General features: G+C 65.0%; 24 protein-coding genes. 15 read left to right on the top strand and 9 right to left on the bottom strand.

Features of this window, described 5'->3' with window-relative positions; translation table 11 throughout:
• Positions 1–17 precede the first annotated feature (17 nt).
• The 4 genes from XF30_RS05565 to XF30_RS05545 all read left to right on the top strand — a co-directional run bounded on the left by XF30_RS05565 (position 18) and on the right by XF30_RS05545 (position 3,800).
• A complete protein-coding gene (locus XF30_RS05565; RefSeq protein ID WP_109142150.1) occupies positions 18–581 on the top strand; it encodes a thioredoxin family protein in 564 nt (187 codons plus the stop codon).
• 103 nt (positions 582–684) lie between these two features.
• Positions 685–1,656, top strand: a complete 972-nt coding sequence (locus XF30_RS05560) for a hypothetical protein (RefSeq protein ID WP_192893385.1) — start codon at positions 685–687, stop codon at positions 1,654–1,656.
• 382 nt (positions 1,657–2,038) lie between these two features.
• Positions 2,039–2,632 (top strand): L,D-transpeptidase, encoded by a 594-nt coding sequence (locus XF30_RS05550; RefSeq protein ID WP_109142148.1) that lies wholly within the window; start codon positions 2,039–2,041, stop codon positions 2,630–2,632.
• Positions 2,633–2,762: 130 nt separating this feature from the next.
• On the top strand, positions 2,763–3,800 hold the full coding sequence (locus tag XF30_RS05545; RefSeq protein WP_109145580.1) for an amino acid ABC transporter substrate-binding protein: 1,038 nt from the start codon (positions 2,763–2,765) through the stop codon (positions 3,798–3,800).
• Between the two features lie 169 nt (positions 3,801–3,969).
• Here XF30_RS05545 and XF30_RS05540 read toward each other — a convergent pair whose 3' ends face one another.
• Both XF30_RS05540 and XF30_RS05535 read right to left on the bottom strand, forming a co-directional pair.
• Positions 3,970–5,109, bottom strand: coding sequence for an acyl-CoA dehydrogenase family protein (locus XF30_RS05540; RefSeq protein WP_109142147.1), 1,140 nt, complete (start codon positions 5,107–5,109; stop codon positions 3,970–3,972).
• A gap of 145 nt (positions 5,110–5,254) precedes the next feature.
• Positions 5,255–6,469: an acyl-CoA dehydrogenase family protein gene (locus XF30_RS05535; protein ID WP_109142146.1), complete on the bottom strand. Its 1,215-nt coding sequence runs from the start codon at positions 6,467–6,469 to the stop codon at positions 5,255–5,257.
• Between the two features lie 127 nt (positions 6,470–6,596).
• On the opposite strand from XF30_RS05535, the gene XF30_RS05530 reads away from it, so the two are divergent.
• Together XF30_RS05530 and XF30_RS05525 are read left to right on the top strand one after the other, a co-directional pair.
• Positions 6,597–7,142 (top strand): carboxymuconolactone decarboxylase family protein, encoded by a 546-nt coding sequence (locus XF30_RS05530; RefSeq protein WP_036001930.1) that lies wholly within the window; start codon positions 6,597–6,599, stop codon positions 7,140–7,142.
• Positions 7,143–7,231: 89 nt separating this feature from the next.
• A complete protein-coding gene (locus tag XF30_RS05525) occupies positions 7,232–7,726 on the top strand; it encodes a VOC family protein (RefSeq protein WP_109142145.1) in 495 nt (164 codons plus the stop codon).
• A gap of 59 nt (positions 7,727–7,785) precedes the next feature.
• On the opposite strand, the gene XF30_RS05520 is transcribed toward XF30_RS05525, so the two are convergent.
• Positions 7,786–9,114, bottom strand: a complete 1,329-nt coding sequence (locus XF30_RS05520; protein ID WP_109142144.1) for an MFS transporter — start codon at positions 9,112–9,114, stop codon at positions 7,786–7,788.
• Positions 9,115–9,295: 181 nt separating this feature from the next.
• Here XF30_RS05520 and cyoA point away from each other — a divergent pair, with 181 nt between their 5' ends.
• Genes cyoA through XF30_RS05485 form a run of 7 tightly spaced genes read left to right on the top strand, consistent with a single transcriptional unit; the run spans position 9,296 to position 16,232 of the window.
• Entirely contained in the window at positions 9,296–10,456 is a 1,161-nt protein-coding gene (cyoA, locus tag XF30_RS05515; protein WP_109142143.1) for a ubiquinol oxidase subunit II, read from the top strand.
• A 25-nt stretch (positions 10,457–10,481) separates the two neighbouring features.
• On the top strand, positions 10,482–12,479 hold the full coding sequence (gene cyoB / locus XF30_RS05510; RefSeq protein WP_109142142.1) for a cytochrome o ubiquinol oxidase subunit I: 1,998 nt from the start codon (positions 10,482–10,484) through the stop codon (positions 12,477–12,479).
• A complete protein-coding gene (cyoC, locus tag XF30_RS05505) occupies positions 12,480–13,109 on the top strand; it encodes a cytochrome o ubiquinol oxidase subunit III (RefSeq protein WP_109142141.1) in 630 nt (209 codons plus the stop codon).
• The gene (gene cyoD / locus XF30_RS05500) at positions 13,106–13,486 is read left to right on the top strand and encodes a cytochrome o ubiquinol oxidase subunit IV (protein ID WP_109142140.1); all 381 of its coding nucleotides are present in this window, start codon (positions 13,106–13,108) and stop codon (positions 13,484–13,486) included. Before cyoC ends, cyoD begins: the two co-directional genes overlap by 4 nt.
• On the top strand, positions 13,483–14,334 hold the full coding sequence (locus XF30_RS05495; protein WP_109142139.1) for an SURF1 family protein: 852 nt from the start codon (positions 13,483–13,485) through the stop codon (positions 14,332–14,334). The genes cyoD and XF30_RS05495 overlap by 4 nt, the downstream gene beginning before the upstream one ends.
• On the top strand, positions 14,306–15,709 hold the full coding sequence (locus XF30_RS05490; protein ID WP_192893041.1) for an ATP-binding protein: 1,404 nt from the start codon (positions 14,306–14,308) through the stop codon (positions 15,707–15,709). Before XF30_RS05495 ends, XF30_RS05490 begins: the two co-directional genes overlap by 29 nt.
• Positions 15,699–16,232 (top strand): response regulator transcription factor, encoded by a 534-nt coding sequence (locus XF30_RS05485; protein ID WP_057028497.1) that lies wholly within the window; start codon positions 15,699–15,701, stop codon positions 16,230–16,232. The genes XF30_RS05490 and XF30_RS05485 overlap by 11 nt, the downstream gene beginning before the upstream one ends.
• A 184-nt stretch (positions 16,233–16,416) precedes the next feature.
• On the opposite strand, the gene XF30_RS05480 is transcribed toward XF30_RS05485, so the two are convergent.
• Positions 16,417–17,121, bottom strand: a complete 705-nt coding sequence (locus tag XF30_RS05480; RefSeq protein ID WP_109142137.1) for a glutathione S-transferase family protein — start codon at positions 17,119–17,121, stop codon at positions 16,417–16,419.
• Positions 17,122–17,229: 108 nt separating this feature from the next.
• Here XF30_RS05480 and XF30_RS05475 point away from each other — a divergent pair, with 108 nt between their 5' ends.
• Together XF30_RS05475 and XF30_RS05470 are read left to right on the top strand one after the other, a co-directional pair.
• Positions 17,230–17,607, top strand: a complete 378-nt coding sequence (locus XF30_RS05475) for a winged helix-turn-helix transcriptional regulator (protein ID WP_036020233.1) — start codon at positions 17,230–17,232, stop codon at positions 17,605–17,607.
• A gap of 38 nt (positions 17,608–17,645) precedes the next feature.
• Positions 17,646–19,034 carry an adenylate/guanylate cyclase domain-containing protein gene (locus XF30_RS05470; protein ID WP_109142136.1) on the top strand — a complete coding sequence of 463 codons (1,389 nt, stop codon included), beginning with the start codon at positions 17,646–17,648 and terminating at the stop codon, positions 19,032–19,034.
• A gap of 84 nt (positions 19,035–19,118) precedes the next feature.
• Here XF30_RS05470 and XF30_RS05465 read toward each other — a convergent pair whose 3' ends face one another.
• The 5 genes from XF30_RS05465 to XF30_RS05440 form a co-directional block, all read right to left on the bottom strand.
• Positions 19,119–19,943 (bottom strand): CarD family transcriptional regulator, encoded by an 825-nt coding sequence (locus tag XF30_RS05465; RefSeq protein ID WP_074447640.1) that lies wholly within the window; start codon positions 19,941–19,943, stop codon positions 19,119–19,121.
• A 344-nt stretch (positions 19,944–20,287) separates the two neighbouring features.
• On the bottom strand, positions 20,288–20,626 hold the full coding sequence (gene fdxA, locus XF30_RS05460) for a ferredoxin FdxA (protein WP_018643465.1): 339 nt from the start codon (positions 20,624–20,626) through the stop codon (positions 20,288–20,290).
• A gap of 132 nt (positions 20,627–20,758) precedes the next feature.
• Positions 20,759–21,010 carry an RNA-binding S4 domain-containing protein gene (locus tag XF30_RS05455; protein WP_074447665.1) on the bottom strand — a complete coding sequence of 84 codons (252 nt, stop codon included), beginning with the start codon at positions 21,008–21,010 and terminating at the stop codon, positions 20,759–20,761.
• 31 nt (positions 21,011–21,041) lie between these two features.
• Positions 21,042–24,485: a helicase-related protein gene (locus XF30_RS05450; RefSeq protein ID WP_109142135.1), complete on the bottom strand. Its 3,444-nt coding sequence runs from the start codon at positions 24,483–24,485 to the stop codon at positions 21,042–21,044.
• 704 nt (positions 24,486–25,189) lie between these two features.
• Complete coding sequence (locus tag XF30_RS05440) at positions 25,190–25,993, bottom strand: DUF3108 domain-containing protein (protein WP_370143494.1); 804 nt, start codon at positions 25,991–25,993, stop codon at positions 25,190–25,192.
• Positions 25,994–26,279 lie beyond the last annotated feature (286 nt).

Here is a 26,279-nt window from a genome sequence, read left to right as displayed (position 1 = left end):
ACCGGAGGACACTTTCCATGACTCTCAAGCTGCTTGCAATGTCTGCTGCACTGATCGGCATCACAGTGATCGGCGCCGTCATCCCCGGTATCTGCGACGAGGCCGCACGCGCCGCGCCTGTCGTCACCGCCGCCGCGAACCAGCAGGCCGCGCCCGACTTCACCGGCATCACCAACTGGTTCAACTCGAAGCCGCTTCATATCGCCGATCTCCGCGGCAAGGTCGTGCTGGTCAATTTCTGGACCTATGGCTGCGTCAACTGCGTCAACACGCTGCCGCATGTCACCGGCCTCTACGCCAAGTACCGGGATCGAGGCCTCGTCGTGGTCGGCGTGCACACGCCGGAATTCCCGTTCGAGCGCTCCGCCGCCAACGTGCAGGCCGCGCTGAAGCGCCATGGCATCACCTATCCGGTGGCGCAGGACAATGAGTCCAAAACCTGGAGCGCCTATCGCAATCAATATTGGCCGGCGCAATACATCGTCGACCAGAGCGGCAAGATCGTGTTCCAGCACGCGGGCGAAGGCAGCTATGACGAGATCGACCGCACGGTGGCCAAGCTGCTGAACGCGAGCAGCTGACGCCGCACGGTCATCGCGCGGCGGGCTTCAATTGTCGCCCTTGTTGCTTGACTCCACGGAGCCGTCCGTGGAGTTTCGCAACCGACGCAATCAGCCGCCCGCAATGGACGCGACCACCAGCACCGACATCCGCCTTCGTGAAGGTTCCTCGATCGCGCAGCGGCTGGTCGTGGCCGGCTGTGCGGCTGCCGTCGCACTCTGCTTCACGCCGGGACTGTTCACGAGGGACGTCCTGGAAATCGCGATATCGACGGTGGCGCTGCTGGTGGGAGCCGGATTCGTCGTCGGCATCATGATGGCGCCGGCGGTGGTGTGGATCATCACGCCGGACGAGATCCTGATCGGCCGGCAGCGGCCGTTCGGAAAGCTCCGGACGCGCCTCGTCCGCAAGGACGAGATCGCCGCGCTACAGGTCCCCGGCAGCAAGCGGGTGAAGGCCCGCTTCCAGCTCGTCTTCACCCTGGCCTCGGGCGAGCGGCTGACCTCGCCGCCGATTTCCGATGTCACCCATGTCCGCGACACCGTGGCGTGGATCGCGGCGCATTTCGACGTTCCCAATGTCGAGGCGCCGAGCAACCCGCTCGATGCCAGCAATCCCGAGATGCATCTCGGCGAGCCTCTCGAGGCGTTTCCTGCACGGGAGATCCGCATCGTCGCACTGATCGCGGTGGCTTTGTCCGCGGCCCCCTATGCCTACAAGCTGTGGCGCGGCCTCTCGCCGAGCCATGTTGATATCCTGCTGCTGCCGCTTGGCGCGATCGCCGCATTCGCCGTCTATCGCTATGCCAACCTTGCGACTGGCGCGTTCTGGATCATCGGGCCGAACGATATTCGCGTCGAGCGCCTGTGGGGCGACGGCAGCCTGCGCGCCGACCGCATCGCCGGACCCGACGTGAAAACGATCACGGTCGAGCGCCGCGGCCGCTCCGAGGACGAGCATTGCATCGTGGTGATCCGGCTGCATTCGGGGCGGCGGTTTCGCAGCCCCCGCATCGGCTCGCGCGTCGAAGCCCGCGCCGTGGCGACGGAGATCGTCCGGCGGCTCGGGATCCCGGCGGAGAGCAACAAGATTTAGCTGGCGCAAATTGTCGGCCTCGATCTCACCGCGCGTTCGATCTAAGCCTCTCCCGCTTGCGGGAGAGGTCGCCGCGTTCCGGGCGATGCGAGCATCGTCCCGCGCAGCGGGTGAGGGTTCTATCCTCTGGGGAAGTGTCCCATTGCGGAAGCACCCTCTCCCCAACCCTCCCCCGCGAGCGGGGGAGGGAGCGAACCACCACTGCGGTACCACCTATGCTTTTCGCGCCATCCCCTGTTCGTGGCATTGCGCCGGGCCCGTCAAAAAACCAAAGCATTCTCGTGACATGCCAGGACGGCGCGCCATCAACTTGCCATGAACTTGCCCCTCAGGTTTGATGGTTCCGAATGATTTGCGCTGTGTGGCAGCGGGGAGAGCTTGAATGACGGATTTTCGTCGCCTGACCGGGATTTTCGTGGCTGCGATGGGACTGGTGCTGTCCACACCGCACGCCTTCGCCCAGCAGCCGGACCGCGGCGACGAGCCGGGCCTGATCGCCGATGACGGATACCAGCTCGAGCCGGAATGGCAGAAGCAGGTGGTCTACTTCCGCACCACCGAGCCGCCGGGCACGATCATCGTCTCGACGGCCGAGCGTCACCTCTATTTGGTGCAGCCCGGCGGGCGCGCCATCCGCTACGGCATCGGCGTCGGCCGCGACGGTTTCCAGTGGCAGGGGCTGGTGACCATCACCAACAAGAAGGAGTGGCCGGATTGGACACCGCCGCCGGAGATGATCCAGCGCCAGCCCTATCTGCCGCGCTTCATGGCCGGCGGCCCGGGCAACCCGCTGGGGGCCCGCGCCATGTATCTCGGCACCACGGTCTACCGCATCCACGGCACCAACCGACCCGACACGATCGGCACCAAGGTATCGTCGGGCTGCTTCCGCCTGGTCAACGCCGACGTCGCCGACCTCTACGATCGCGTCCCTGTCGGCACCAAGGTGGTCATCCGGCAGAAGCCCGAGCTCTAAGGTTCATGATCCCGGCATGATTGCTTCGGACGGCCGCAGCGTGCCTTGCGCCAACGCGGTCGTCCGGATCCGGATCATGCACTCCGTCCTCGCCTGATTCCTTTTCCCGATTTTTCGAGAGAGCAACATGATGCGCACTTTTCGTGGCGGCCTGCTGATCGGGGTCGCCATCGCCGTGCTGGTCGCCATCGGCGCGATCATTTACGAGTTTTACGACACCCGCACCCTGAGGCGCACGGTTCGCCGCGGCGAGGTGCTGTGCGGCGTCAACAAGGGCCTGCCGGGCTTCTCGATCCCCGACGACAAGGGCAACTGGACCGGCTTCGACGTCGATTTCTGCCGCGCGGTGGCCGCTGCGATCTTCAACGACCCCGGCAAGGCGAAGTTCGTTCCGCTCGACGCCAACGAGCGTTTCAAGGAGCTGCAGAGCCGCAAGGTGGACATCCTCTCGCGCAACACGACCTGGAGCATGGCGCGCGAGCTCGACTACGATTTGTATTTCCCGGCCGTGGCCTATTACGACGGCGTCGGCTTCATGGTGCCGCGCACGCGCAACAAGGAGACCTCGCTCGACCTGGCAGACAGCAAGGTCTGCGTGCAGAACGGAACCACGACGACACTCAACGTCGCCGATTACTTCCGCATCAACAACATGAAGTATGAAGAGGTGAAGTTCGATAACCTCAACGACGTGGTGAAGGCGTACGACACCGGCAAGTGCGACACGTTCTCCGCCGACGTTTCTCAGCTCTATGCTCTCAGGCTGAACCTGACGAAGCCCGGCGACCACATGATCCTGCCGGACATGATCTCCAAGGAGCCGCTCGCCCCCGTGGTGCGCCAACGCGACGACGACTGGATGATGATCGTGAAGTGGACGCTTTACGCGATGATCAACGCCGAGGAGCTCGGCGTGACCTCGGAGAACATCGACGAGGCCTTGAAGTCGAAGAAGCCGGAGGTGATGCGCCTCGTCGGCACCGAAGGCCGCTACGGCGAGCAGCTCGGCCTCAACAAGGACTGGGCCGCGCGCATCATCCGCCACGTCGGCAATTACGGCGAGATGTACGATCGCAACATCGGCGAGAAGTCGAAGCTGAAGATCCCGCGCGGCATGAACCAGCTGTGGAACGCAGGCGGCGTGCAGTACGCACCGCCGATGCGGTAAGGGGTGTCTCCGGCGAACGTTGTAGGGTGGGTTAGCCTTGCAATTGCGCTAAGCGCAATTGCTCGGCGTAACCCACCATGCTTCCGCGTTTGCCGGACGAAGATGGTGGGTTACGCACTGCAGATGCGCTTCGCGCTTCTGCAGTGCTAACCCACCCTACGAGAGCATCTCAATACCCCCGCGACCTGGCCAGCTGCTCGGTGTGGTAGTTCGCGTCGCCGAACAGCTCCTCGCAGACACGGGCGCGCTTCATGAAGAAGCCGATGTCGAACTGGTCGGTCATGCCCATGCCGCCGTGCATCTGCACGCCTTCCTGCACCGCGCGCGTGGCGGTGGTGCCGGCGCGCGCCTTGGCGACGGCGACGGCGGGTGCGGCCTTGGCAAGGTCGGCATCGAGCGCCTGCAGCGCCTTCATGGTGGCAGCACGGGTGATCTCGATGTCGATATAGAGCTCGGCGGCGCGATGCTGCAGCGCCTGGAATTCGCCGATGAGCTTGCCGAATTGCTTGCGGCTCTTCAGATACTCGACAGTGCGGCCAAACACCTCGTCGCTAAGGCCGACCATTTCGGCGGCGACCGCGCCGCGGCCGATGTCGAGCACGCCATCGAGCAGGCCGGCCGCCTGGTCGACCTCGCCGAGCACGCTGTCCGCATTGACCTCGACATTGGCGAATTCGATCCGCGCCGCATTGTGCGCATCGACCATGATGGTGCGCTCGATCGCAACGCCCTTGGCCTTGGGGTTGACCAGGAACAGCGTCAGGCCCTCGCGTTCGCCGGCAGAGCCCGCGGTGCGCGCGGCGACGATGAGGAGATCGGCGACATGACCGTCGACCACCAACGCCTTGGCGCCCGATAGCTTGAAGCCGTTGCCGGCGCGCGCGGCCTTGAGGCTGGTCTGCAGCGGGCGATGCTTGGCGCCCTCGTCGATCGCGAGCGTCGCGAGCAGCGAGCCGTTTGCGATCTTCGACAGATATTCCGATTTCTGCGCGGCATTGCCGGCACGGGTCAGCACTGATGCCGCCACCACTGACGTCGCAAGGAAAGGCGATGGCATCAAGGTGCGGCCGATCTCCTCCATGATGATTCCGGCCTCGACAAAGCCGAGACCGCTGCCGCCGAACTCTTCCGGCACGAGCAAGCCGGCAAAACCCATCTCGGCGAAGGCATGCCAGAGCTCCCTGGAGAAGCCGGTGGGGTCCTTGCTGTCGCGCAAGTGACGCAGGTGCGACACCGGCGCCTTGTCGCTAATCAGCCCGCGCGCGGAGTCGCGGAGCATGGATTGTTCTTCGGTGAGGACGAGGGCCATGTGCGTGTTTCCGATTCGAAATCTATCTGGTTCGTCATTCCGGGATGCGCCGCAGGCGCAGGCCCGGAATCCATCGGGCGGCAGAGGGGGAGGATGAATGGATTCCGGGCTCGCGACTTCGTCGCGCCCCGGAATGACGGAAACCTCACGCCCCCGGCAGGTCCAGGATGCGCTTGGCGACGATGCCGAGCATGACCTCGGACGTGCCGCCTTCGATCGAGTTGGCCTTGGTGCGCAGCCAGGCGCGCGGGCGGGCGCCCTGCCTGGAGCGCTCGCTCTCCCATTCCAGCGCATCGACGCCGCCCGCCGACATCAGGATCTCGTGGCGGCGCTTGTTGAGCTCGGTGCCGTAATATTTCATCGCCGAGGAGAACGCCGGATGCGCCTGCCCGGCCTTGGCGAGATCGACCGCGCGCTCGGCGCAGGCCGCCAGCGCGGCTTCATCGACGTCGAAGCTGGCGATCTTCCCGCGCAGCATGGCGTCGTCGAGCTTGCCTTGTCCATCGGTGCCGACTGAATCGGCCGCGATCTGGCCGAGCGGCCGGCCGACGCCGCGCTCGCCCATCCCCGAGATCATCGCGCGCTCGTGCTGGAGCAGGTATTTCGCAACGTCCCAACCGCGGTTGATGGTGCCGACCACATGCGACTTCGGCACGCGGACATGGTCGAAGAAGGTTTCGCAGAACGGCGAGTAGCCGGAGATCAAGAGGATCGGCTTGGTCGAGACGCCCTTCGAGGCCATGTCGAACAGGATGAAGCTGATGCCGTCATGCTTCTTCGCAGCCGGATCGGTGCGCACCAGGCAGAAGATCCAGTCGGCGTAATTGGCGTAACTAGTCCAGATCTTCTGGCCGTTGATGATGAAGTCGTCGCCGTCGCTCTCGGCGCGGGTCTGGAGCGAGGCGAGGTCGGAGCCGGCGTTCGGCTCGGAATAGCCCTGACACCAGCGGATCTCGCCCGCGGCGATCTTCGGCAGATGCTCCTTCTTCTGGGCCTCGTTGCCGTACTTCAAGAGCGCCGGCCCAAGCATCCAGATGCCGAAGCTCGACAGCGGCGGCCGCGCGCCGATCCGCGCCATCTCCGCACGCAGCACCTTGTGCTCGGCCGCGCTCAGGCCCCCACCGCCATATTCCCGCGGCCAATCCGGCACGGTCCAGCCCTTGTCGCGCATGCGCTCGAACCAGATGCGCTGCGGCTCGGACGAGAATTTTGCATTGCGTCCACCCCAGAACACGTCGGCGTCCGACGTTGCGGGCTTGCGCATCTCCGGCGGGCAATTGGCCTCCAGCCAGGCGCGGGTCTCGTTGCGGAATGTTTCGAGATCGGCGGATTCAGAATCGCTGGTTTTGAGATCGGTCATTGGTCGTTTCCATCACCCAACATTCGAATTGTTGACAGCGAGTCTGGGCCAAGCCCCCGCGGAATTCAACCACTTATCGGTTATAGTCATTGCTGCGGCGAGCCTTGAAAACAAAGAGGAAACGACAATGCGCCTAAAACTTCTTTCGCCTGGCGAAATGAACGAGAGCCAGCGGCAGACCTATGACGAGTCGATCGCCGGCAAGCGCGGCAAGCCGCCGCCTCCGATGATGGCTTGGCTCAATAGTCCCGAGATGGCCCGGCACGCCACGCGGCTCGGCGAGGTCATGCGCTTCGACACGATCTTCCCGGCCAAGCTGTCGGAGATCGCGATCCTGGTGACGGCGCGGCACTGGACCGCGCATTACGAATGGTACGCGCACAAGCGCCTCGCGCTCGCCGGCGGCATGAAGGGCGAGATCATCGACGCGATCCGCGACCGCCGCACCCCCGACTTCGATGATCCCATGGGGAAGATGATCTACGATCTCGCGAAGTCGCTGCACGAGGGCCACGGCGTCGAGAAAGGTCTCTACGACGAAGCGGTCAAGCTGCTCGGCGAGCGCGGCGTCGTCGAGGTCATCGGGCTGTGCGGCTACTACACGCTGGTGTCGATGACGCTGAACACGTTCGAGTTCGGCCTGCCCGAGGGCGAGGTGTCGGAGCTGGCTTAGTTTCCCATTCAGAAACGATGGGTTTCGAGTTTGGCCGTAGCACTGGCTCGAAGCGGGGCTTACGTGCATGTTTTCGAGGGAGCATTCACATGTCGCAAAGCCCCACCATTCCTGCCGGCACCAGGATCGGCCACGTCCATCTCAAGGTCGCCGATCTCGATCGTGCGCTCGGCTTCTATTGCGGCGTGCTCGGCTTCGAGCTGATGCAGCGGATGGGCTCGGGGGCGGCCTTCATCGCGGCCGGCGGCTATCACCACCACATCGGGCTCAACACTTGGGAGAGCAAGGGCGGCTCACCGCCGCCGCCTGATGCGACCGGGCTCTATCACACCGCGATCCTGTTTCCGACGCGCCCTGCGCTGGCGGATGCGCTGCATCGGGTGCTCACGGCCGGGATTGCGCTCGATGGCGCCAGCGACCATGGCGTCAGCGAGGCGCTTTACCTGCGTGATCCCGACCAGAACGGCGTGGAGCTGTATTGGGACAAGCCGCGGGAGCAATGGCCGTTCGGGCCTGACGGGAAGCTCGCGATGTTCACCAAGCGGCTGGATGTCGAAGCGCTGTTGCGGCAGCGGGAGGGGTGATGCCTAGAGGTGGGCACGGCGCAACCAGCGCCTTTGCCCACCCAGCACGCGCCGAGCGATCAGCGCCCGGCGTCCATATCGCCGGCCTCGCGCTGGCCGCTGAGCCAGAGCGCGAGTAGGGTCCAGAACGCGCCGGACAGCAGATACGCACCCGAGGCGATGACGCCGAGATTGGTGGCGAGCAGCAGTGCGACCAGCGGGGCGAAGCCGGCGCCGAACAGCCAGGCCATGTCGGAGGTCAGCGCCGACGCCGTATAGCGATAGGCCTGCCGGAAATTCGAGGCGATAGCACCGGAGGATTGGCCGAAGGACAGGCCGAGCAGGATGAAGCCGATCACCATGTAGATGGTCTCGCCGAACGCGCCGGCGTCGAGCAGCTGCGGCGCGAAGCCGCTGTAGATCGCGATCGCGATCGCCGATCCCATCAAGAGCGACTTGCGGCCGACGCGGTCGGCAATGATGCCGGAGGCCACGATCGCGGCGACGCCGAACACGGCGGCGACGATCTCGATGATCAAAAAGCGCACCGGGCTTTCGTGGGTGAACAGGAACACCCAGGACAGCGGGAACACCGTGACCATGTGAAACAGCGCGAAGCTCGCCAGCGGCGCGAAGGCCCCTAGCATGATGGTCTGGCCTTCGCGCGCGACCGTCTCGGAGATCCGCGCCGGCTGGAGTTCGCGCGTCTCGAACAGCGTGGCGTATTCTTCCGTCGTCACCATACGCAGACGCGCGAACAGCGCGACGACATTGATGGCGAAGGCGACGAAGAACGGATAGCGCCAGCCCCAGTCGAAGAAGTCATCGGCCGAGAGGAGGCCGGCGAAATAGGCGAACAGCGCGCTCGCCACGATCAGCCCGAGCGGGGCGCCGAGCTGCGGCACCATCGCGTACCAGCCGCGCTGCGAGGCCGGCGCATTCAGCGCCAGCAGCGAAGCCATGCCGTCCCAGGCGCCGCCCCAGGCCAGACCCTGCGCGATGCGCGCCAGCGCCAGCAGCCAGATCGCGGCGACGCCGATCTCCTGATAGCCGGGCAGGAACGCGAGCGCGACGGTGGCGGTGCCGAGCAGGAATAGCGCCGAGATCAGCTTGGCCGTCTTGCCGTATTCGCGGTCGATCGTCATGAAAATGACGGTGCCGACCGGCCGGGCCATGAAGGCCAGCGCGAAGACCATGAAGGAATAGAGGGTCCCGGTCAGCTCGCTCGCGAACGGAAACACCAGGCGCGGAAACACAATCACCGAGGCGATCGCGAAGACGAAGAAGTCGAAGAATTCCGAGGTACGGCCGATGATGACGCCGATGGCGATCTCGCCGGGACTGGCCTGGTCGTGGCCGTGCTCGCCCGTGTGGAGGTTTGCCATTGCGGGGGTCTGTGCCGTCGCCATTCGTGCGCCCTTAACGTCCTGAAAACCAAAGCTGACCGCCCAGCGGGCGCCAGGCAATCTGACCCTGTCTGGCGCAAGCTCCCGCACTGCAACATTGGACAAATTGTCCAATGTCCGGATTGTTGCGCCGCAGCTACCCCTTGGCCCCGCAAAGGAAACTCATTCTCATAAGGCTCGGCCCGTGTCTCGTCTCAAGATCCTGGCGCTACTACCTCTGGCTGCTGCGCTCAGCGGCTGCGACTATGTCGTGCTGGCGCCAGCCGGCGATATCGCAGCGCAACAGCGCGACCTCGTCATCATCTCCACCGTCCTGATGCTGCTGATCGTCGTGCCCGTGATGGCGCTGACGGTGCTGTTCGCCTGGCGCTACCGCCAGTCCAACACCGAGGCCCGCTACGAGCCGGACTGGGATCACTCGACCAAGCTCGAGCTGGTGATCTGGTCGGCGCCGCTTCTCATCATCATTTGCCTGGGCGCGCTGACCTGGATGGGCACGCATCTGCTCGATCCCTATCGCACCCTCGGCCGCATTCATGCCGAGCGCGCCGTGGACAAGTCCAAGGCCCCGCTCGAGGTCGACGTCGTCGCGCTCGACTGGAAGTGGCTCTTCATCTACCCGGACTACGGCATCGCCACCGTCAATGAGCTCGCAGCTCCGGTCGATCGCCCGATCACCTTCCGCATCACCGCGTCCTCGGTGATGAACTCGTTCTACATCCCCGCGCTCGCCGGCCAGATCTATGCGATGCCGGGCATGGAGACCAAGCTCCACGCCGTCGTCAACCACGCCGGCACCTACAAGGGTTTTTCGGCGAACTATAGCGGCGCCGGCTTCTCGGGCATGCACTTCAATTTCAAGGGACTCGACGACAACGGCTTTGACGCCTGGATCGCCAGCGCCAAGTCGGCCGGCGGCTCGCTCGGCCGGGCCGAATATCTTCAGCTGGAGAAGCCCAGCCAGAACGAGCCGGTGCGGCGCTGGGGCGCCGTCGATGCCGATCTCTACCGCCTGATCCTCAACATGTGCGTCGAGACCGGCAAGATGTGCCAAAGCGAGATGATGGCGATCGACGCCAAGGGCGGCAACGGCCATCAGGGCCTGAACAACACCCTGCCGCTCGCCTACGACAAGTATGCCCGCCGCGGCACGGTGCTCGGACCAGAGCCGACCTTCGTCGCCGGCACCTGCACGCCGGATGCGCCGCAGGGGCAGACCACCGCCTCGATCAAGGCTCCGACCGATTTCGCGCCGCTCCTGGGTGCCGGCCTGAAGCGGCCGTCGTTCACGCCGCTGAAGTCCTCGTCCTTCTTCCTCGGACAGCGTCCCAAGTCCGATTCCTGAAGTCAGATTCCTAAAGAGAACGCGCATGTCTCCTGATCTTCTCAAGCTCATCTTCGGCCGGCTCGGCCTCGAATCGCTGCCGCTGCACGAGCCGATCGTCGTCGGCACCTTCGTGGTGGTCGCGCTCGGCGGCGCCGCGCTGCTCGGCGGCCTCACCTATTTCCGCCTCTGGGGCTATCTCTGGCGCGAATGGTTCACCACGGTGGACCACAAGCGCATCGGCATCATGTACATGATCCTCGGCATCGTGATGCTGCTGCGCGGCTTTGCCGACGCGCTGATGATGCGCGGCCAGCAGATGCTCGCGTTCAACGGCTCCGAAGGCTATCTCAACGCCCATCACTACGACCAGATCTTCACCGCCCACGGCGTGATCATGATCTTCTTCGTGGCGATGCCGCTGGTCACCGGCCTGATGAACTACGTCGTGCCGCTGCAGATCGGCGCGCGCGACGTCTCGTTCCCGTTCCTGAACAATTTCAGCTTCTGGATGACGGTCGGCGGCGCGGTGCTGGTGATGGCCTCGCTGTTCATCGGCGAATTCGCCCGCACCGGCTGGCTGGCTTATCCGCCGCTGTCGAACATCGGCTACAGTCCCGACGTCGGCGTCGACTATTACATCTGGGCGCTGCAGGTCGCCGGCGTCGGCACGACGCTATCCGGCATCAACCTGATCTGCACCATCGTCAAGCTGCGCTGCCCCGGCATGACCATGATGAAGATGCCGGTGTTCACCTGGACCTCGCTCTGCACCAACGTGCTGATCGTCGCCTCCTTCCCGGTCCTGACCGTGGTGCTCGCGCTGCTGTCGCTCGACCGCTACGTCGGCACCAACTTCTTCACCAACGATTTCGGCGGCAGCCCGATGATGTACGTGAACCTGATCTGGATCTGGGGCCACCCCGAAGTCTACATCCTGGTTCTCCCGGCCTTCGGCATCTTCTCCGAGGTCACCTCGACCTTCTCGGGCAAGCGGCTGTTCGGCTACACCTCGATGGTCTACGCCACGGTGGTCATCACCATCCTGTCCTACCTCGTGTGGCTGCACCACTTCTTCACGATGGGCTCGGGTGCCAGCGTCAACTCGTTCTTCGGCATCACCACGATGATCATCTCGATCCCGACGGGCGCGAAGATGTTCAACTGGCTGTTCACGATGTATCGCGGCCGCATCCGCTACGAGCTGCCGATGATGTGGACCATCGCCTTCATGCTGACCTTCGTGATCGGCGGCATGACCGGCGTTCTGCTCGCGGTGCCGCCGGCCGACTTCGTGCTGCACAACAGCCTGTTCCTGATCGCGCACTTCCACAACGTGATCATCGGCGGCGTGGTGTTCGGCGCGTTCGCCGGCATCAACTACTGGTTTCCGAAGGCGTTCGGCTTCAAGCTCGATCCGTTCTGGGGCAAGATGTCGTTCTGGTTCTGGGTCACGGGCTTCTACCTGGCCTTCATGCCGCTCTACGTGCTCGGCCTGATGGGCGTGACCCGCCGCCTGCGCGTGTTCGACGATCCGTCCTTGCAGATCTGGTTCGTCATCGCCGCGATCGGTGCCGTGTTCGTCTTCATCGGCATCCTCGCGATGCTGATGCAGTTCGCGGTCAGCCTGCTCAAGCGCGAGCAGCTCAAGGACGTCACCGGCGATCCCTGGGACGCGCGCACGCTGGAATGGGCGACCTCCTCGCCGCCGCCGGACTACAACTTCGCCTTCACCCCTGTCGTTCACGACAATGACGCGTGGTGGGACATGAAGCGGCGCGGCTATCAGCGTCCGCTCACCGGGTTCAAGCCGATCCACATGCCCAGCAGCACCGGCACCGGCATCATCCTCGCCGGCTTCGCAACCGCGATGGGCTTTGCTCTCGTCTGGTACATGTGGTGGCTCGCCGCCCTGAGCTTCATCGCGATGCTCGCCGTCGGGATCGGCCACACCTTCAACTATCACCGCGACTTCGACATTCCGGCTGACGACGTCATCCGGACCGAGGACGCGCGCACCAAGCTGCTCGCCGGAGCCAAGTAAATGACCGTTGCCGTCAATCCCTCGCAGACCGGCGAGCCGGTCTTCTACCTCGCTGACGAGCATCCGCATCCGGAAGGCTGGAGCACCTCGCTCGGCTTCTGGATCTATCTGATGAGCGACTGTCTCATCTTTGCGATCCTGTTCGCCACCTACGGCGTGCTCGGCGGCAACTATGCCGCCGGCCCCGCGCCGAAGGACCTGTTCGACCTCACCCTGGTCGCGGTGAACACCTCCATGCTGCTGCTGTCGTCGATCACCTACGGCTTTGCGATGCTGACGATGCAGCAGAACAAGGTCGCGCAGACGCAGGTCTGGCTCGCGATCACCGGCCTGTTCGGCCTCGCCTTCATCGGCATCGAGCTCTTCGAGTTCGCCCACATGATCCACGAGGGCGCCACGCCGCAGCGCAGCGCCTTCCTCTCCGCCTTCTTCACCCTGGTCGGCACCCACGGCCTGCACGTCACCTGCGGCCTGATCTGGCTGGTGACGCTGATGGTGCAGGTCGGAAAGTTCGGCCTGATCGAGGCCAACCGCCGCCGCCTGATGTGCCTGTCGATGTTCTGGCACTTCCTCGACGTGGTCTGGATCGGCGTCTTCACCTTCGTCTATCTCCTGGGAGTTCTGCGATGAGCACCGATACCCACGCAGCCGGCGCGCACGACCACCACCACGAGGGCGGCCACGCCCACAGCACGTTCTCGGGCTACATGCTCGGCTTCGTGCTCTCGGTCGTGCTCACCGCGATCCCGTTCTGGCTGGTGATGAGCGGCGCGCTGCCGAGCAAGCAGATCACCGCGCTGGTGATCATGGCCTTCGCAATCGTGCAGATCGTCGTGCACATGGTCTACTTCCTGCACATGAACACGACCTCCGAGAACGGCTGGACCATGATGGCGCTGATCTTCACCATCGTGATGGTGGTGATCGCGCTGTCGGGTTCGCTGTGGGTGATGAGCCACCTCAACAGCAACATGATGCCGATGCACCAGATGAACGGCATGAAGTGAGCGAAACCGGGACCGTGACGGGTGAGGACGGAGATGCGCGCAGCAAGGCTGCGCGGTCGCCGTCCTTGTGGCTCACGGTCCTCTCGCTCATTGCTTTCGTGCTTCTGATCGCGCTCGGCGTCTGGCAGATCGAGCGCCGCGCCTGGAAGCTGGCGCTGATCGACCGGGTCGAGCAGCGCGTCCACGCGCCGGCTCAGCCGATTCCCTCGCCCGCTTCGTGGTCCACCGTCAGCGCCGCAAATGACGAATACAGGCACGTCAGCCTCAGCGGGCGCTTCCTGCATGAGAGCGAGACGCTGGTTCAGGCCGTTACCGAGGAAGGCCCCGGCTATTGGGTGCTGACGCCGCTTGCGCGCGACGACGGCACGCTGGTCCTGATCAATCGCGGCTTCGTGCCGTCCGAGCGCCGCGACGCATCGACGCGCCGGGACGGCAATCCGCAAGGTCGGGTCGAGATCACCGGCCTCCTGCGCATCACCGAGCCGAAGGGCGGTTTCTTGCGAACCAACGTGCCCCAGCACAACCGCTGGTACTCGCGGGACGTCGCCGCCATTGCGGCGGCGCGCGGCCTTCGCGAGGTCGCGCCCTTCTTCGTGGACGCCGACGCCGGATCACAAATCGCCGGCGGCCCAATCGGCGGATTGACCGTGATCCGCTTTCCCAATAACCACCTGATCTACGCGCTGACGTGGTTTGCCCTGGCTTTCATGCTGGCCGGCAGACTTTTCGTCATATTCGGCGGCGGGCTGTTCCGTCGCAAGCGCTTCGTCCACGACAAGGCCGGCGGCTCGGATGCCGACGCCCGCAGGACGGGATCAGATGCTGGAACGATCGTCGAGCCGACCTGACGACGGGAAAACGCTTTCCCAGACGCTTGGGCGTGACGGGCAAGCCGTCACGCTGCAATCGCAGGCCGACGCGCGCAGCGAGCTGATCGGCACCATGCCGACCGAGGACGAGACCAACCGCAAGAACATGGCGCTGCTGATCCAGCTGCGCTGGACCGCGGTGGTCGGCCAGATCGTGACCATCGGTGCCGTGCATTTCGGCCTCGACATCCCCCTGCCGCTGGAGCGGATGGGCGCGGTGATCGGCGCGCTGGTGCTGCTCAACGTCTCCAGCCTGGTCTGGGTGCGCCATCGCGCTGCGATCACCAACAACGAGCTGTTGGTCGCCTTGATACTGGACGTCGCCGCGCTGACCGCGCAGCTCTATCTCTCCGGCGGCGCCACCAATCCTTTCACCTCGCTGTTCCTGCTCCAGGTGACGCTCGGTGCGGTGCTGCTCGATGCCCGATCGACCTGGTCGCTGGTGGCGCTGACCTGCGCCAGCTTCGTCTGGCTGACATTGGCCTACCGGCCGCTCGATCTGCCGCCCAATCCGTTGAGCGAGACCTATACGCTCACCGTAACAGGCATGCTCCTGGGCTTCGTGCTCAACGCCGTGCTGCTCGTCGTGTTCGTCACCCGCATCAACAGGAATTTGCGCGAGCGCGACGCGCATCTGGCGGCGCTGCGCCAGCATGCCGCCGAACAGGACCATATCGTGCGCATGGGCCTGCTCGCCTCCGGTGCGGCGCATGAGCTCGGCACGCCGCTCGCCTCGCTCTCGGTAATCCTCAGCGACTGGCGCCGCATGCCCGATCTTGCCGCCGATCAGGAGCTTGCCGAGGACCTCGCGGAGATGGAAACCTCGTTGCAGCGCTGCAAGTCGATCGTGACAGGCATCTTGGTGTCGGCGGGCGAAGCGCGCGGCGAAGGCTCCTCGCCGACGACGGTGACGGCCTTCGTCACCGCGCTGGTCGACGAATGGCGCAATGCGCGCTCCGCCCGCACGCTCTACTTCGTCAACACCTTCGGCGAGGACGTCGCAATCGTCTCCGACGTCGCGCTGAAGCAGGTGATCTTCAACGTGCTCGACAACGCCTATGAGGTCTCGCGCGAGTGGGTCGAGCTCGTCGCCGAGCGCGAGGGCGACAATCTCGTGCTGTCGATCTCCGACCGCGGCCCGGGCTTTGCGCCGGAGATGCTGGCGCAGCTGGGCAAGCCCTACCAGTCGAGCAAGGGTCGCGCCGGCGGCGGGCTCGGCCTGTTCCTGGTGGTGAACGTCGTGCGCAAATTGGGGGGCACCGTGAGCGCCAAGAACCACAGGAAGCGCGGCGCCACGGTGCGCCTCACGCTGCCGCTCGCAACATTGGCGATCGGAGGGAATTTTGACGCCTGACCGTTCGCTGATCGTTGTCGAGGACGATGCGGGTTTTGCCCGCACGCTGAAGCGCTCGTTCGAGCGCCGCGGCTACGAGGTGGTACTCGCCGCCTCGATCGAGGAGGTGCGCCAGGTGCTGGAGGAACGCTCTTTCGGTCATGCCGTGGTCGACCTCAAGCTCGGCGGCGCCTCGGGCCTTGCCTGCGTCGAGCTCCTGCACACGCATGACCCGGACATGCTGATCGTGGTGCTGACCGGCTTTGCCAGCATCTCCACCGCGGTCGAGGCGATCAAGTTGGGGGCCTGCCACTATCTGGCAAAGCCGTCGAACACCGACGACATCGAGGCCGCCTTCCACAAGGCCGAAGGCAACGCCGAGGTCGCGCTCGATTCGCGGCCGACCTCGATCAAGACGCTGGAATGGGAACGCATCCACCAGACCTTGATCGAGACCGACTTCAACATCTCGGAAGCGGCCCGCCGGCTGGGCATGCACCGGCGGACGCTGGCGAGGAAGCTCGAGAAGCGCCCGGTGAAGTAGGAGCGCTATCGCCATTTGAGAGCATTCCCTGCGGCCCATCCTTCGAGACGCCCGCTTTAAGCGGGCTCCTCAGGATGAGGCAGAGTGCGCGGCAGCAGTTTTCAACGAGCACTGATGCTGATGAGCCTCATCCTGAGGAGGCGCGTCAACGCCGTCTCGAAGGACGAGGCGTGCGCACCGGCCGCTATTTGCCGAACTGCGCGATCAATTCGGCTAGCGCGACGTGGCCTGTGCACGATCCCGTTCCCGGATCAGACCCGCCGTCCTCCAGAGCGGTGGCGTAGAGGACCGCGGGATCGGCTTCGAGGCGCGCGCGCAGCGCCGCCAGCTTCGGCCAGCGGCTCCTCTCCGCGACCGCGTGGAAGTCGAGCCAGCGCGCGACGCCGACGAGCACGGCGTCGGCGAGGGTCGGCCGCTCTCCGAGCAGGAATTGCCGCGTTTCGATCATCTCTTCCAGCTTGTCATGACGCTCGATGACCCTTGCTGTGCCAAAGGCGCGCAGGACCGACTTCGCGGCAGGCTCCATGGCTTCGGCTTCCAATGCGGCCCACAGCGGCGCGAAGGCGGCGGTGAAACCGGTATTCACGAATGCCATGAGCTGATGCATGCGATCGGCTTGCCGCGAAGAGGGATCGAAGCTGATGCGGCGTTCGACATCCCTGGCCTCTAGCCAGGCCGCGATCGCCATCGTTTCCGTCAGCACCTCGCCCTGCCCGGTGATGAAGACCGGCGTCTCGTGTCGCGGATTGATACGGGCGTATGACGGGTTTCGCATCTCGCCCAACATATCGATCCGACAGAGCCGATATGGCTTGCCCAGCCATTCGAGAGCCGCAACGAGCCCCATGGAGCTTCCCTTCGGAAAGCCGTAGAGTAGAATTGGGTCCATGATCCATTCTCCGTGATTTCTGATGATCACGCTGCGCAGCGGTGATGCGACCCTAGCCGCTCGCCGCATCAAGTAAATTACGAACTTTTTTGTAACCTGGAGGCGCCGATGAAGGATCTCGTGTCGAGATGTCCGATCGAGGAAGTGATGCAGATTCTGAGCGGTCGCTGGCCGACGCTGCTGATCTATTATTTGAAGCAGGGCACCAAGCGCTTCAGCGACTTGCGCCGAGACAATCCGACCATCTCGCACAGGATGCTCGCGCTCGAGCTCCGCAAGCTGGAGGACGCCGGCATCGTCAGCCGCACGGAATTCGGCGGTTATCCGTTGCGCGTGGAGTACGATCTGACGGCCGCCGGTCACGCGCTCGTGCCGTTGATCGATGCCTTGGGGAACTGGTGGACGTCGGTTGCGGCAGCGGCTGACGGAGAAGGCCGCCGGAATGAAATCAGCGTCTCGGCAAGGGCGCAGCGAACCAGCGGCTGAAGGCCCAAGTGTGGAGACTGTGAGAGACTGCCGTGACAATGCTCGTCGAGCGCTTCAACCTGCCGGCTGCGGCTTCGCCCGCGCCGATCGAGCGCGATGCCGAAACAGTTCAGTTCGCACAGGCCGCGCTGGCGTCCGCCAAGCGGGAGGGCCTGCAACTTGCGGTGCGGGCGCGCTATGTCGCCCTGGTCGTCATTGGCTGCCTGATCATGGCGATCAACCCGGCCTGGGAGCAGCTCTACTACGTGGCGCTGCTCGGCTTGTTCGCACTGATCGGCTGGGCCCAGGTCAGGGTTGGGCGGGTGGGCGTGTCACGGCCGGAATTGGCACTCCTGTTTTGCGACCTGGCGCTGCTCACGTGCCTCATCGTGATTCCCAATCCGTTCGGAGCCTCGTACTGGCCGGTCGCGATGCAGTTCCATTCCGGCAACTTCATCTATTTCTTCGTGCTGCTCGCGGGCGCCACATTGGCCTATACCTGGCGGACTGTGATTGCGGTCGGCATGTGGACGGCTGCGCTCTGGATCATCGGCATCGCCTGGGTGTGGTGGCAACCCGATCGCGATCCTGCGCTGACGGCCCGCATCGCAGCCGCAACAGGCGACGATCAGCGCTTGTTTGCGATGATCTCGCCCAGCGCGATCGTAATCCACGTTCGCATCCAGGAGATCGTCGTATTCATGATCGTGGCCGTGACCTTGGCGCTCGCGGTCCGCCGCAGCAACGACCTCCTGATCCGGCATGCCGCGGTGGAGCGCGAGCGCGGCAACCTCGCGCGCTACTTCTCACCCAATGTCGTGGCGGAATTGTCGAAACAGGACGAGCCGTTGAAGCAGGTGCGCACGCAACACGTCGCGGTGCTGTTCGTGGACATCGTCGGCTTCACGGCCTTTGCCGACGGGCGCTCGCCGCAGGAGGTGGTGCGGACGTTGCGGGAATTCCACGGCTTGATGGAGCACGAGGTTTTCCGTCATAGCGGCACGCTCGACAAATATCTCGGGGACGGATTGATGGCGACGTTCGGCACGCCGTTCGCGGGCGAGCACGACGCCAGCAACGCGCTGCGATGTGCGCAGGCGATGATCGCCGCGGCCGAGGGTTGGAACGATCGGCGGGCAGCGTCAGGCGAGCCAAAGCTGCACGTGAGCTTTGGCTTGCATTATGGGCCGGTGGTGCTCGGCGACCTCGGGCAGACCTGTCTGGAATTTGCCGTGATCGGCGCGACCGTCAACGTGGCAAGCCGTCTCGAGGCCTTGACCCGCACCCTGGGCTGCGCGCTGGTGGCAAGTGACGACCTCGTCAGCCAGGCGAAGGCCGAGCTGGGCGGCGCAGCCGCAACGTTTCAGTCATTGGAAGCGCGAGAGGCGCGGGCGGTCCGCGGCATTCAGCAGCCGATCGCGATCTGGACCCAGCCGCGCGGCGCGTAGAGCCGAACTCCCGCGGCCTCAGGAAGCCAAAGAAAAAGCCCGGCCAAACGGCCGGGCTTTTGATTGCTTGCGTTCGGTGCCGGCTTACGCGGCCTCGTCGGCGACGGTGCTGTCGTCGCCATCGGTATCGTCGGTATCACCCTCTGCATCCGTGTCTGCTTCGCCCTCGGCAGCTTCCGCCTTGGCATTGCGGCGCGGGCTCTTGGCGAGCTGCGCCTCGATCTCCTTGACCGCTTCGGTCTCGGTCGAGTGCTGCACCACCGCGATCTCGCGGGACAGGCGGTCGAGCGCCGCTTCATAGAGCTGGCGTTCCGAGTAGGACTGCTCGGGCTGCGATTCCGAGCGATAGAGGTCGCGCACGACTTCCGCGATCGCGACGATGTCGCCCGAATTGATCTTCGCTTCGTATTCCTGGGCGCGGCGCGACCACATGGTGCGCTTGACGCGGGCGCGGCCCTTGAGCGTTTCCAGCGCCTTCTTGACCAGCGCCGGATCGGACAGCTTGCGCATGCCGACATTGGCGACCTTGGCGGTCGGCACGCGCAGCGTCATCTTGTCCTTGATGAAGTTGATGACGAACAGCTCGAGCTTCGCACCGGCGATCTCCTGCTCCTCGATGGCCAGGATCTGGCCGACGCCGTGAGCGGGATAGACCACGAATTCGTTGGCCTTGAAGCCCTGACGCTGGGTCACGACCTTCTTTTCCTCGACCTTCGGCGCAGCCGCGGGCTTGGCGGCCGGCTTGGCGGCGACGGGAGCCTTGGCGGGCGCAACGGCAACAGGAGCCTTCGTCGCGGCGGGCTTGGCAGCGGGGGCCTTGGCAGTCACAGGCTTGACATTCAAAGGCTTGGCGGCAGCAGGCTTGGCAGCGGTCGCTTTCGCGGCCGGTTTGGCAGTCTTGTTAGGCATTGCGCTTCTTTTGTTCTTCGAGGACTTTGCAGCCGGCGCCTTCGTCGCGGTCCGACCCTTGGATGCGCTACGGCTGGCCGCGGCGACTTTTTTGGCCTCCTTATGGGAAGCCCTCGCTGAAGTACTCTTTTTACGCGTTTTCTGTGACACAGCCTGCGCGCGGAAACTGCCACGCCCCTGTTCGACATTTGGTTTCACGGGAACCCAGAGGGGCCAACGGGGCTGACGGGGTTCGGCTTAATGTGCCCAATATAGCACATTTCCCGCAAAAATCAATGATTTAGGGGTCTTCAGGGCTGGTTTTCGGCGGCAGCGCCGCTATTAGGGTTAAGTTTGGACGCGAATTAGTCCCCAGAGCCGGGGTTCGGAGAAAAATATTTCTCGAACTTGCCTTCCATGCCGTCGAATTCCTTGGCGTCGGCAGGTGATTCTTTCTTCTGGGTGATGTTCGGCCAGCTCTTGGCGTAGTCGGCGTTGACCTGGAGCCACTTTTCGAGGCCCGGTTCCGTGTCCGGCTTGATGGCGTCGGCGGGGCATTCCGGCTCGCACACGCCGCAATCGATGCACTCGTCGGGATGGATGACGAGCATGTTGTCGCCCTCGTAGAAGCAATCGACCGGGCAGACCTCGACGCAGTCGGTGTACTTGCACTTGATGCAGTTTTCAGTGACGACGTAAGTCATCCAACGCTCCGAAAAGCTCTTTTAGAAGTCGCGGCTTGCCTAGCGCGGATGGCCGGGCGCCGCAAGGTCGGGAAGGCCCGATCATGACGGCTTTGTGTGTTTGATCGATCAAGAAATGAATGCAAAGCGCAATTAATTGCGCGTCCCGAGCTCCTCGTAGAGCACGCGAGCCGAGGCGGCATCGCCACGGCGCTCGTTGAAGGCGGTGACCTTCAGCACGCGCACGGTGCGATCGAGCGCGATGGTGAGGACGTCGCCAAGCTTGATCGCATGGCCCGGCGACGTCTCGCGCACGCCGTTGACGCGGACATGGCCGGTGACGACGAGCTCGGCCGCGGAGGTGCGCGCCTTCACCACCCGCGCGTGCCACAGCCATTTGTCGATACGCTGCCGCTCGGTCGTCGTCGTCGTGGGATTACTCCTTCCGCCCCAGCTGCTCTTTCAGCGCGGCGAGCTTGGCGAAGGGCGAGTTCGGATCGATCGGACGATCGCGCTCGCGCGGGTTCGCGCTCGAGGCGTAGGGACGCAGCGAGGGACCCGACTCGCGATCACGGCGGTCGCGGCCCTTGTCGCGGTCGCGGCCGCGATTGTCGCGGCCCTTGTCGCGATCTCCGCCGAACTTCTTGTTGTCGCGGTTGCGATCGCGATCCTTGTCGCGGTCCCCCTTGCCCTGGAAGCTGCGATTGCGGTCGTCGCGGCGCTCACCGCCCTCGCCGCCTTCACGCGGCTTGCGGAAGTCGCGTCCGCCATCGCGGCGATGGCCGCCGCCGTGACGATGGCCCGGCTTCGCGCCGTCGGCGGCTTCGCCGGGCGCGGCGCTCGCAGCATCGGGTGCAGCGCCAGCCTCAGCGCCGGGCCGCGGACGCTGGTTGTTGTGGCGCTGATGGCGATGGCGCTCGTGGCGCGGCTTGCGATCCTCGTGACGACCGGCAGGGCGCCAGACCTCGACCAGCTCGGGCTCGGCCGGTGCGACTGTTGCCTCAGGCGCGGCAGCATCGGGGGATGCAGCAGCTTCCGTCGCGGCGGTCTCGGCGGCAGCCGCTTCGAGGCCGGCAGCCTCGGCGGGCGTCGCAGCCTCTTCTGCGGGCGGCGCGATTCCGGGGGCGTCCTCGGGCGTGACGGGCGCTTCCGGAGACGCTTCCAGCGCTGGCTCCTCGTGAGCCGCCGCAGGAGCGGGCTCGTCGTGCGGCTCCATGCCGGGCGCGTCTTCGACGGTGACGGATTCGGCCGTAGCCTCAGCGGCCGGGGCCTCAGCCGGCAGGCCGGCAACGGCTTCAGCCGCAGTCTCGGTCGAGGTCTCCGCGCTGCCTTCAGCGGGCGGCGTCTCGGCCGCGACGGTCTCAGTGACGATCTGCTCGGTCACGACCTGCTCGGCGACCACAGGCTTCGGCGGCAGCGGCGGGCGCTTCTCCATGCGATAGCCGAGCGCGCGCAGCACGGAGGCGAAATCCTCGCCGGCAGATCCGGTCAGCGAGGTCATCGCCTGCGTCACCACGAAGCTGCGGCCGTCGAACGCGCCGGCGGGCTTCTCGCCCGGCGAATTCTCGCGCCAAGCCAGCGCCGGGCGGATCAGGTCGGCGAGGCGCTCCAGAATGTCGACGCGCACCGCGCGCTCGCCGGCCTGCTTGTAGCCGAGCACGCGATAGGCATCGCGCGGCAGCGCCTTGTCGACCGGGAACGAGGTACGCCCCGAGGAGGCCAGATGCTGCGCGCCCGAGAGCGCGGAGAGATCGACATTGTCCTGCTTCAGCGCCCAGAGCAGCGCGGCGAGCGCACGCGCGGCGGGCTTGAGCAGGCCGGGGAAATAGATGTGATAGGCGCCGAAGCGGACGCCGTATTTGCGCAACACGGCGCGCGAGGACTGGTCGAGATCCTTCAGCTCGCTGGCGATCTTCGGACGCTCAAGCACGCCGAGCGCCTCGACCAGCTGATAGGCGATGCCGCGGGCAATGCCGGTGACGTCCTCGGCCTTCGACAGCTCGAACATCGGCCCGAGCAGCTTTTCGATGTGCGTCTTGAGCCAGAGCTCGAGCCGCGCCTGCACCTTGTCGCGAGGCGCGCCGGTCAGGCGCTCGTCCGAGATGATGCGGATGCGCGGATGCAGCGCCTCGTCTGCGGCAGCAAGGCGCGCCACGGCATCGCCGGTCCAGCGGATGATGCCTTCGGAGGTGAGCACGAACTGATCGTCCGGCGCATTGCCCAGCTTTTCGGCGCGCGCGTTGATCTCGCCGGCGAGCACCGCTTGCGCTGCAGCCTGCAAGGCTTTCGCATCGGAGCCGGCTTCCGCCGCATCCGGTGCAAAGGTGAAGCCATCGAGGCGGCCGATGACATGGCCTTCGACGATGACTTCGCCGGTCTTGCCGATTTCAGTATTCAAGCTCGTGTTCTCCCGCAGGCGGCGCATCAATACACTGGTCCGGCGATCAACGAAACGCTCAGTCAAGCGTTCATGGAGCGCATCCGATAATTTATTTTCGACCTCCCGCGCGATCCCCTGCCAGCGTTCCGGGTCTTTCAGCCAGTCCGGGCGGTTGGCGACGAAGGTCCAGGTGCGGATCTGGGCGATTCGGGCCGAGAGCGTGTCGATGTCGCCGTCGATGCGGTCGGCCTGGGTGACCTGGGACTCGAACCAGGCATCGGGAATGCAGCCCTTGCGCATCAGGAAGCCGTACAGCGTCGTCACCAGCTCGGCATGGGCGGCCGGCGACAGCTTTCTGTAGTCCGGGACCTGGCAGGCTTCCCAGAGCCGCTCCACGGCAGCCTTGCCCTGCGCGATATCGCGCACCTCGCCGTCGCGGGCGGCGTGATCGAGCACGCGCATGTCCTCGGCGATCGGCGCGCGCGTCAGCGTCTCGTGGCCGGGGGCGAGGTTCAGCGAGACCTGGAGCGCGCCGAGCGAGGAGAAATCGAGCTTCGAATTACGCCATTGCAGCACCTTCACGGCATCGAAGGTGTGGTTCTGCAGCGCGTTGACGAGGTCGGGCTCGAACGGCGCGCAGCGGCCCGTGGTGCCGAAGGTGCCGTTGCGGGTGGCGCGGCCGGCGCGGCCTGCGATCTGCGCGAATTCGGACGGTGTCAGGCGGCGGAACTGGTAGCCGTCGAACTTGCGGTCGGAGGCGAAGGCGACGTGATCGACGTCGAGATTGAGGCCCATGCCGACGGCGTCGGTGGCGACGAGATAATCGACGTCGCCGTTCTGGAACATCGCGACTTGCGCGTTTCGTGTGCGCGGCGACAGCGAGCCCAGCACCACGGCGGCGCCGCCATGCTGGCGGCGGATCAGCTCGGCAATCGCGTAAACTTCATCGGCCGAGAACGCGACGATGGCGGTGCGGCGCGGCTGGCGCGTGATCTTGCGATCGCCGGCGAATTCGAGCTGCGACAATCTGGGCCGCGTGATCATGGACACGCCTGGCAACAGGCGCTCGATGATCGGGCGCATGGTGGCGGCGCCCAAGAGCAGCGTCTCGTCGCGGCCGCGGCGGTTGAGGATTCGATCGGTGAAGACGTGGCCGCGCTCGAGATCGGCGGCGATCTGGACCTCGTCGACGGCGAGGAAGGAGACGTCGATATCGCGCGGCATCGCCTCGACGGTCGAGACCCAATAGCGCGGATTCCTAGGCTTGATCTTCTCCTCGCCGGTGACGAGCGCGACGCTGGCCTCGCCGGATCGAGCGGCGATCTTGTTGTAGACCTCGCGCGCGAGCAGGCGCAGCGGCAGGCCGATCATGCCCGAGGGATGCGCCAGCATCCGCTCGATGGCGAGATGGGTCTTGCCGGTGTTGGTCGGACCGAGCACCGCAGTGACGCCCGCGCCGGGTGCGCGCTCGGAAGCGAAGGGGGAGGAGGAAAAAGCCATGTCTATCGGATTAGGTAATGGCGATTTGGGCGAATGTCAGTGCTGGATGGGGCGGTGAGGGGGCTGGCTCTTCGTTCCTCATCCTGAGGAGCGCGTCAGCGCGTCTCGAAGGATGAAGGCCCGGCTGGTGCTGCTGGGCGAGCCAAGCCCCTCGCCCTTCGAGACGGCCGCTTGCGCGGCCTCCTCAGGGTGAGGGGCACACCGCGGGCGTGAAAACGCCCGCCCCAAATCCCGCGCAACTGTCTCACTTTGCGACGCTTTTCCCGTTCGCTTTAAGCTTCGGAACGACTCTAGAACGAATCGCGGCCGAATCGCTGACTCCCCTGTGAGTCCCGTTCCGTTCACGCAACATGTCGCGGGACTCGTCTTGGTTGCGCACTAGATGGAGTTTTGCGGGAGCGCACAAGCGACCGGGGTGGTTAAAGCTGGGGATGGTGTCGAGTCGAATCAGAATCGGGGAGGAGTCAAATGGATTCCCTGAGCAGGCGGGCTGGCCAAACAAAGAGTGCGAAAACAACCCCATGCACAGTAGGTAAGTGATTGATTTTGCTTAGCCTACGCCGAACGCTCGTCATTCCAGGGCGCGACGCAGTCGCGAGCCCTGAATCCATCGCGCAACCGTCTCTGCGGCCTGATGGATTCCGGGTTCGCGCCAAGGGGCGCGCCCCGGAATGACGGCGGAGAGAGCGGTGCGGCCTCCTTGCCTACTGCGTCTTCGCGACCCTTGGCGGCTGGGGCGACGTGATGAAGCTGGTGGCTTCCAGCATGGCCGGCCCCAGGGGCGTCGGCACTTTCAGCCAGAACGGGACCAGGATGCGCGTGCCGGCGATCGGGGCGAACGCGATCTCCATGTTGCGCTGGGCGGCGAGGTATTTGATCACCGGGCGGTCGGGGATGTAGCCGGCGATCGGCACGAAATAGATCGCGCAGACCACGACCGGGCCCTTGTAGCCCTTCTCCGCCTTCACGGTCTCCATGCGCTTGAAATCGAGCTTGAGCTCGTAGCGCATGCGGCCGTCGAACACCGGCGCGGAGCTGTGGCAGGCGTCCTGCGAAACGGGATCACCGGTGCCGGGCACGCGCAGCAGCGAGGCCGTCATGGGGTCCCAGACACCGCGGCGGTGCGCCTCGGTGACGACGATACGATCAGGATCGACCGGTGGCTCCGGCAAAATGGCGAAATCCTTCACATTGCCCTTGTCGAGGGTGATGCGGATCTCTTCGGTCTTCTTCTGGGTGGTGGTGGAGGCCTGGTAGCCGGTCGCAACCAGCGCGCCGCCAACGACGCGCCCCTGGCTGGCGCCGGTGCCGGACCCGCCCGTGAACGACTTCAAAAGCCCGGTGGTGCCGCCGGCGGCCGCCGCCGAGAACACGTCGTCCTGGATATCGATGTTCCAAGCGCCCTTGCCGACGGGAATGCCCGCCAGCGTCGCCTCATATTGCGCCTCGAGCTTACCTTGCGCCGCCGCGGGCGCTGCGCCGGACGCCAGGCCCAGCACCGCCGCCAGGCCACAAAGCGCCATCAGCCGGCCGGCCAAGGGGACGTCCAAGCGGACGCCCCGACACAGACAGGCTGAGCGCAGGACTTGCGCGAAATGAAGCGTTGTCGGCACGAAACAATCCAATCAGAGCGCGATATGCTGTTACTTAAGCCAAAACCGGCGACAAACAATGTGTCGGGGCATGCAGCCCCGGGAACTCCACCGGACTCTTCGAGGGCGAATACGCCCTTTATGTGATGGTAAGGGCGACAATCATTGCCGTTTTGGTGATCGGAAGGTAACGGGGGGCGTT

The organism is Bradyrhizobium sp. SUTN9-2 (genome assembly GCF_003122645.1).
Classification (GTDB): domain Bacteria; phylum Pseudomonadota; class Alphaproteobacteria; order Rhizobiales; family Xanthobacteraceae; genus Bradyrhizobium; species Bradyrhizobium yuanmingense.
Note: the sequence above shows the minus strand (reverse complement) of the source record. Positions and strands in the feature narration are given on the sequence as shown.